Origin of the sequence: Listeria rocourtiae subsp. hofi, from assembly GCF_963575615.1 — a bacterium.
Taxonomy (GTDB): domain Bacteria; phylum Bacillota; class Bacilli; order Lactobacillales; family Listeriaceae; genus Listeria_A; species Listeria_A hofi.
Map to the genome: position 1 here is coordinate 1 of NZ_CAUYTL010000066.1, position 6383 is coordinate 6383.

Below are 6383 nucleotides of genomic sequence, written 5' to 3' on the forward strand. Positions count from 1 at the left end.
AAATGATGCATCATACTTTGCCACAGCAAAACACCCCAAACGTTAGATTTTTGGTCTAACTTTTGGGGTGCACATCATATCCATAAGCTTTTCTTCATTCTAAGCCCTCCTTATTTATTAGCGTAACACAGACGATTTAGAAATCTTACCGAAGGAATTACATTCTAGATTAACTCGAATAAATCGTTCCTGCAACACTAACCCGTTACCTTTAATTATGATTCCTGACTTGGCTGTTCCTTGTTGATATACAACTCTTTTCTTCACACTTGGCTTTTGCACACCATTCTTTTTATCTGTTATGGACCAAGCTATACCTGAAAAACCATTTATCTTAAGATAGTTTTCCGTAGTTCGGGCAGTGACTTTTTTCCATTATACGTAAATTTGGCTCCAATGCTAGCAGTGAATAATCTATTACCAGAAACTTTTGCATAGGCCGTGCGAGTATGGCGTCCAGATACCGTTTTGGAAGCTGCTGCATAAGCTGTCTTTCCAAAGAATAGATCTGACCCCAACGATCTTATACTAGAAAAAAAGCCTAAACTTTCTTTCTCTCCATTCAAAAGCTCTTCTTCCTCTGGAGTCGCAACTTTCTCATCACTGATTTCAGTAATATCTAGCGTAACATCTGTATCCGATATCGTAATCTGTACCTCATCATTTATGGCATATGTATTAAGAAACTCTGGTGATTCACGAGTAGCATCGTCTCCTAATTCTTCGGCGATAGAATTAGGAGTATTCACTAAATAATTTTGGATAGCCCTTTCTTCGTTTCCATCTGCTCCTTTCAACTCTGCAACTAGCTCTTTTTGATACTTCAACTCTTCTTTTATCTCTTTTTTAGTAAGATTCAACTCCCAACCACCATGAGCGACAGAGGCTGGTAACACCTCAGTATCTGCATACACCCCAATAGATCCAATTCCAGAAATCATTAAGATGATTACAACAATTCCAATGCTTAGTTGTCTTAATATACTCAGATTCATCTACAATATCTCCTTTTATGTTTCTTACAGTTACTATATTATCGTAACAATTAGAATTTAGCAAACGATTTCAAACTCATTTTGTGTTTATTTTATTAAAAATTCTCCTTTTAGTCAGATAAAAAGCCTGAAAATCAGATTTCCATCTATTAATCAGGCTTTCTACACTTATTCTATTTCGCTTGTCAATGCTTCAACAATATCTTTTAATCCCATACCGTAGGAACCCTTGATCATGATATATTCATCACCAGTCAATTGTGATAGTAACGCAGTTTTCAATGCTTCTTTTATTTCGAAATAGAAGACATTTTCCTCACCAATTTGCGCGGCGGCAGCTTTCGCGAAGGCTTTGATATGATTGCCGTAAGCAAAAACTTTGTCGATACTGTCTTTTTCGATTGTTTTTCCAGCATTATAATGGAATGTATCTGCATCTGCACCAAGTTCTAGCATATCCGCAACCACGACAAATTTTTGCTTATTTGGAGCTTCCAAATGCATAAATGTTTTTAAAACAGCCATCAGTGCAGTGGGGCTAGAATTGTAGGCATCATTCAGAATATCGCTACCTTTCACTCCAACAAGCCACTCTAAACGGCTATTTGAGCGTTCCATATTCGCCAACGCTTCTTTCACATCACTTACCGAAATATCAAGTTCTTTTGCGGCTAACATCGCAGCCATGGTGTTAAACACGTTATGCTCGCCGACAATCGGTACGAAAATCTCCACATCCGGCGCGATATTCGTCGTGAAAGATGTACCTTCCATTTCGGTTCGCATCATTTCAGGACGCAAATCTCCGCTTTGACCAAAAGTAGCAACACGGTAATCGGCTGTAATCAGCGGCTTTAAAAGTTCCTCGTCACTTGGATAAATAAGCAGGCTCTCTGGGTTCAGGCCATCCGCAATCTCCATTTTTGCCTTGGCGATTTCCGCTCTGGAACCTAAATGTTCTAAGTGTGCCTCGCCGACATTCGTAATCATCGCAATATCCGGCATAACAATTTTCGTCAAAACTTCAATCTCATGACGATGATTCATTCCCATCTCGAGCACTGCGACTTCGGTATCCGCTGGCATGCTAAGAATCGTATACGGCAGACCGATATGATTGTTAAAATTCCCACCCGTTTTGTGTACACGGTATTTCGAAGCAGCGATTGCGGCCATGATATCTTTTGTCGTTGTCTTCCCGTTGCTTCCCGTAATTGCAATCGTTTTTGGGGTTACTTCTTGCAAATAAGCTTTTGCCAGATTTTGCAACGCCGTTAATGTATCTTCCACCATCAAAATTGGCACGCCTGCAGGAGGATTCGGTACATCTTTTTGCCATAGAGCAGCACTTGCTCCTGCATCATATGCATCTTTAACAAACGCATGCCCATCACGCGATTCACCAACAAAAGGAACGAATAAATCTCCCGTTTGAATTTGGCGCGTATCAAAGCAAGCACCTGTCAATTCGATGTCACGCCAAGCATCCACATCATTTAAAACCTGAATCATTTCTGCAATTTCTGCCACCGTCTTTTTCAAATCTAATCCTCCTAAAATCCCGAGAAAAAAGCAGCCCGCATTTGGCACTGCTTTTCTAACTCGATTAATCCTCTAATGTATATTTCAAGTTATTTTTTGCCTCATGTCGTTCTTTTGCAAGTTCCACCAACTTTACAATTAGTTCCGAGTATGGCAAACCACTTTCCTGCCAAAGTAGCGGATACATGCTATATGGTGTAAAACCTGGCATCGTGTTCACTTCGTTCAAGAAAATCTGGTTATCCGCCGTCACGAAAAAGTCCGCGCGCACAAGTCCACTGCCAGCAAGTCCAAGGAAAGCACGCTTCGAGTAATCTACCAACTGTTCATAAACCGATGAATCAAGCTCCGCTGGAATCGCCATCACGGTATCGTTATCTTGGTATTTCGCCCGATAATCATAGAAAACCGCTTCCGCACCTTTTGGAATAATTTCACCCGCAACAGAACAAGCCGGCGTATCATTACCAAGAACTGCAATCTCTACTTCACGAGCGACAACACCTTGCTCCACAACAATTCGCCGATCATAACGAAGCGCCTCAAACATTGCCTCAATCAACGTTCCCCGATCCGTTGCTTTGCTAATACCGACACTAGAGCCAAGGTTCGCCGGTTTTACAAACACTGGGTAATCAAGTTCCGACTCAATTTTTGCAACAATCGCGTCCTGTGTTTCCTGCCATTCAATCGCGCGAACTGCCACAGCAGGAACTTGCGGAATACCCGCATCAGCGAACACCATCTTCATCACAATTTTATCCATTGCCGCCGCTGAAGCCAGAACCCCAGCCCCAACATAAGGAAGATTTAGCACTTCCAACAAGCCTTGCACCGTGCCGTCTTCCCCGTTTGGACCATGCAATAACGGGAACACAACCAACTGCTCCAAGTCACCTTCATCACGCAAAGATGCTGGACTAACCGCCAAGCCATGTGATGCTACATCCCGCGAATCTGCGAGCCTAAATCCGTCCATTTGTTCAAAACGCAATTGCTCAACAAAATCTAATTTTCCAGACAAGTTCGGGCCTTGCACCCAGTCCCCCTCATTCGTTATGTAAATCGGTTTTACCTCAAATTTATTAAACTCAAGCGCATTTATTACAGAAAAAGCCGTTTGCAAAGAAATCTCATGCTCCGCCGACTTCCCACCATATAAAACTACTAATTTTGTTTTCATGATAACCCTCCATTTTACTCACCAAATCAATACAATCTATTTTAACATGTTTTCAAAAGAATAACAGAAAAAGCATTGAAAAATTCTCTCAATGCTCCAATCTTTTAATATTGTAGTTTCTCAGTCTTTAAAACGAAGCAATCCCGCTAAATCCTAAAAGCGACGACAAATGTTCAGATTCTAAGCAAATCCGAGCACCGGAGCGGAATATAAAATTTGTACATGAACCGGAGCACAGACTTTAACGACGAAGGTGAGCGTTTGCCCCCACCTTTAGATTCCGCTGGTGAGTTTGAGACCAATGACACCGGCAATAATAAGCGTGATAAACAAAAGTTTCAACACACTTTTCTTCTCCTTAAAGATAACCATTCCCATTACAACCGAGCCAACCGCACCGATTCCCGTCCAAATCGCATAACCTGTGCCGATTGGAATCGTCTTTAAAGCAAGGGATAACAAGAAGAAACTCGCGGCCATCGATACTACTGTCCAAATAGAGTATTTCAGTTTTTTAAATCCTTCTGAAAGCTTCATCATCACAACAAAAGCCATTTCGCAAAGACCGGCAACCAATAGAAAAATCCAAGCCATCATGCGTCACCAGCCTTTTCATTCGATTTTGCGCCGCCATCAACCAATTTCAACCCAATAATTCCCAAAACCAACACAATCAGCGAAATAATCTTCCAAAGATTTGCTGATTCATTTAAAAATACCATGCCAATAATTGCTGTTCCAGCTGCTCCAATACCAGTAAAGACTGCATACGCCGTTCCAATTGGAATCTTTCGCATCGCCCGAGCAAACAAATAGAAACTAACAATCAAGAACGCAATCGTTAACAAACTCCATCCTAATCTACTAAACCCGTGTGCTTCCTTCAAACCGAACGCCCAAACAATTTCAGACAATCCAGCGAGCACTAAATAAAACCATGCCATCACTTTTTCCTCCTAAATACTGGGCTGTCCCAAATTGGTTTAAAATACGATAAAGTTCGTATTCCGAAAGGTCATCCTCTCTCGTTTTTCCTATAATAACGCGGCCAATGCTTCCCAAGCTGCGTCACGGCGCTTTGCAAAATCCTCTTGACTGTATGTTTCGTGCTCCAAGCTTAAACCATCTAGCAAGCAATAGAATAAGAAAACCCACTTCTCCTTCTGTGCAGCACCTAACTTCTTGCCCAAAATTGCACCAATGGATTTCGATGTCATTGCTTCATATGTCATCATTTCCTCACGCATCTGTTTCGCAAGTGACTGTGGCGGGAAGAAGATAGCACGTTGAAAAAATCGTTTTACCTGAGGATTCACACCAAAGTCAGTTACTTTATAAAAGAAGGCTCGCAATTCAGTTTCCATTGTAGCATGCTTTTCCTGTACAACCTCTTCCAACATCAACAATTCATGCCGCATCACATCACGATAAATCTCTAGAAACAGAGCTTCCTTCGAGGCAAAATGCGCATAAATCGATGGCGTTTTAATCCCGACCGCCTTTGCAATTTCTGACAACGCCGTTCCTTCATATCCCTGTTCCGCAAAAAGCGGCAATGCGGCATCTTTCAATCTTTGCCCAGACATGAAATCACCACCTAACTAACATTCATTAGTTTTATTATATCAAAAAAATCATGAAATACAACCTTTTTATTTCATGATTTCTTAAAAAGCTCGATTAACCATCAATTACAGACCATTCATTTTGCTTCACATCATAGATTAAATGCGCTACCACATGCCCGTACTCGATTAAATCGTTCGAACGTAGTAACTCTTGCATATCGTCTTTCAGATTCAGCCCAATAGGCACCTCAATCTGATTCCGAGTTTTCACAGCATCATCAAACGAAATACAAGCCCCTTCTCGAAAATATTTGGCGAATTTCTTCAATAAGTCTGCCGGTATGTCTGCAATTTTTTTCCGTTTCATAAAAGGTAATACGATTTTCTCTGCTGTCATCTGCATCATATTTTTCCAAATCGCATAGCCAAGCACATGATAAAATTGATCTAAATTACGATAATAAACCTTATTGTAGCGCCCATCATCTTTCGTTAAGTAAATAAAATCATTTTGCAATTTATAGTAAAAAGGGGAACGCAAATGCCTCCCTGTATGTGCCAAATAAAGCAATTCCGCGACTTCCTGCGCCGTAAGCTGATTCACTAAATCAATTTCTTCAAAATCCACCCAGCAAAAATCACCATATTGTGAGACAGGTGCTTTTTTCAGTTCTGATAAATCTCTAACTTCGCTATAGTGAAAAGATGTATGCGCATTGAATGATGCCTCTGGAAATTGATGTTTTAACAATAAAATATTTTGAGGTGGCGACATAACACCATTCATAAAATCACAAAAAGTAATACCGCTTGTTACGACATTATTTATTACATTATCTATATGTACATAAATCGTCTGTTGTTTCAAAGACTCTTTTTTCATTGCCTCACTCACCTCTTCCACACATCTATATATCCATCATACAACACTTACGACCAAATGTATGTATCAATTGATTCAAATATTAGTTACTAATTGATGACAACAACACATGAGCATAGTTCTTCTTAGAAAAACGAGGATGGGACAAAAGTTGATCTACAAATCAACGGATGTTCCATCCTCTTCTTACGATTAGTCAACCAATAAACCTT

Annotated in this window: 7 protein-coding genes; all 7 read right to left on the reverse strand. The window is 40.5% G+C overall.

Annotated features, from left to right (window positions below; all coding sequences use genetic code 11):
- Positions 1-329: 329 nt before the first annotated feature.
- The 7 genes from R8925_RS15520 to R8925_RS15550 all read right to left on the reverse strand — a co-directional run bounded on the left by R8925_RS15520 (position 330) and on the right by R8925_RS15550 (position 6171).
- Positions 330-995, reverse strand: a complete 666-nt coding sequence (locus R8925_RS15520) for a hypothetical protein (RefSeq protein WP_430536696.1) — start codon at positions 993-995, stop codon at positions 330-332.
- A 168-nt stretch (positions 996-1163) separates the two neighbouring features.
- Entirely contained in the window at positions 1164-2537 is a 1374-nt protein-coding gene (locus tag R8925_RS15525) for a UDP-N-acetylmuramoyl-tripeptide--D-alanyl-D-alanine ligase (protein WP_430536697.1), read from the reverse strand.
- 64 nt (positions 2538-2601) lie between these two features.
- On the reverse strand, positions 2602-3720 hold the full coding sequence (locus R8925_RS15530; protein ID WP_430536698.1) for a D-alanine--D-alanine ligase: 1119 nt from the start codon (positions 3718-3720) through the stop codon (positions 2602-2604).
- A 273-nt stretch (positions 3721-3993) separates the two neighbouring features.
- Complete coding sequence (locus tag R8925_RS15535; protein ID WP_430536702.1) at positions 3994-4314, reverse strand: DMT family transporter; 321 nt, start codon at positions 4312-4314, stop codon at positions 3994-3996.
- On the reverse strand, positions 4314-4664 hold the full coding sequence (locus tag R8925_RS15540; protein WP_430536699.1) for a DMT family transporter: 351 nt from the start codon (positions 4662-4664) through the stop codon (positions 4314-4316). Before R8925_RS15540 ends, R8925_RS15535 begins: the two co-directional genes overlap by 1 nt.
- A gap of 90 nt (positions 4665-4754) precedes the next feature.
- Complete coding sequence (locus R8925_RS15545) at positions 4755-5306, reverse strand: TetR/AcrR family transcriptional regulator (protein ID WP_430536700.1); 552 nt, start codon at positions 5304-5306, stop codon at positions 4755-4757.
- A gap of 94 nt (positions 5307-5400) precedes the next feature.
- Positions 5401-6171 carry a hypothetical protein gene (locus R8925_RS15550; RefSeq protein ID WP_430536701.1) on the reverse strand — a complete coding sequence of 257 codons (771 nt, stop codon included), beginning with the start codon at positions 6169-6171 and terminating at the stop codon, positions 5401-5403.
- Positions 6172-6383: the final 212 nt, after the last annotated feature.

Bases quoted from the DNA above. Each gene is read 5' to 3' on its own strand.
- R8925_RS15550 (WP_430536701.1), bottom strand. From the start codon at position 6,171: ATGAAAAAAGAGTCTTTGAAACAACAGACGATTTATGTACATATAGAT.
- R8925_RS15530 (WP_430536698.1), bottom strand. From the start codon at position 3,720: ATGAAAACAAAATTAGTAGTTTTATATGGTGGGAAGTCGGCGGAGCAT.
- R8925_RS15540 (WP_430536699.1), bottom strand. From the start codon at position 4,664: ATGGCATGGTTTTATTTAGTGCTCGCTGGATTGTCTGAAATTGTTTGG.
- R8925_RS15535 (WP_430536702.1), bottom strand. From the start codon at position 4,314: ATGGCTTGGATTTTTCTATTGGTTGCCGGTCTTTGCGAAATGGCTTTT.
- R8925_RS15520 (WP_430536696.1), bottom strand. From the start codon at position 995: ATGAATCTGAGTATATTAAGACAACTAAGCATTGGAATTGTTGTAATC.
- R8925_RS15545 (WP_430536700.1), bottom strand. From the start codon at position 5,306: ATGTCTGGGCAAAGATTGAAAGATGCCGCATTGCCGCTTTTTGCGGAA.